Source organism: uncultured Aquimarina sp. (assembly GCF_947496855.1).
Taxonomy (GTDB): Bacteria; Bacteroidota; Bacteroidia; order Flavobacteriales; family Flavobacteriaceae; genus Aquimarina.
The window spans coordinates 1-865 of record NZ_CANMED010000030.1 but is presented as its reverse complement, the minus strand read 5'-3'; the positions used below and the strand labels follow the sequence as shown (position 1 = coordinate 865).

The 865-nt window shown below is 34.1% G+C and carries 1 protein-coding gene; it reads right to left on the bottom strand.

The window, feature by feature from the left end; genetic code table 11:
* Positions 1-277 precede the first annotated feature (277 nt).
* A complete protein-coding gene (locus Q0921_RS24930; protein WP_299261881.1) occupies positions 278-763 on the bottom strand; it encodes a hypothetical protein in 486 nt (161 codons plus the stop codon).
* Positions 764-865 lie beyond the last annotated feature (102 nt).

The window sequence follows — 865 nt, the reverse complement described above, 5'->3', positions numbered from 1 at the left end:
CAGAATAAAACTCCGTAATCCCAGCGTATCCCTCCGAAAAAATTGTCAGATCAAAATGGGACAATTGCACCTAACGGCTCGGCTATGGTTAGTGCGGGATTAAAAAGAACTGTCCTTTCGATTAAGCACTTAGCCAAAACTTTTTATTTTGTTTTATCTTTTTTGTTCTAAAGCCAAATCAAAAAGATTTGGCGGACTTGGTTAAAAGCTCTAAACTTTGGGTTAAGCACAAAACCCCGTATTAATTATAGCCCTTGTTGTAAGCTGGCTTTCTTTTTTAAGTGTAATATTCTCCATCCCAAGGTTCTTGAAACGAGATTGTATTACTTGGGTATAAGTCAATACTTTCAGATTCTTCATTAGGAATTAATCCGCACTTTATTCCGTAAATACTAATCTCAAAAGTTTCAACTTCAATATTACAGAAAGTAACTTGTCCTAAATCAGCAATCAGTTCTCCTAGCTTTTTAGTAGTATTTTGTCTCTCGTCATCCAAATCTGTTGACCAATGCTTAGATTCTATAAATCTACCTTTTTTGTCAAATAAATACAATATTGCTAAGTCAATTCGGTTTTGGCTTTGTAATTCAGGTTTAACTTCCCAATGAGGTTTTTTATTAGCAAATGTTTCAGACCCAAAGAACAATTTCCCATCATTGGTTTTTCCTAAATAATGAGTATGGTAATCTTCCATTCTCATAATGGGAATTCTTTGAGGGACTTTTGAACTAGTTTCTTTAGATTTCTTGAATATATTAAACATTTCTAGGTTTTTTTTGCGCTTGCTTACAACGTCGTACTAAACTCAGCCTTAGCGTCGTTGATTAAATCGTTTACGCAGCGATAGCGAAGATAAACTATTTGA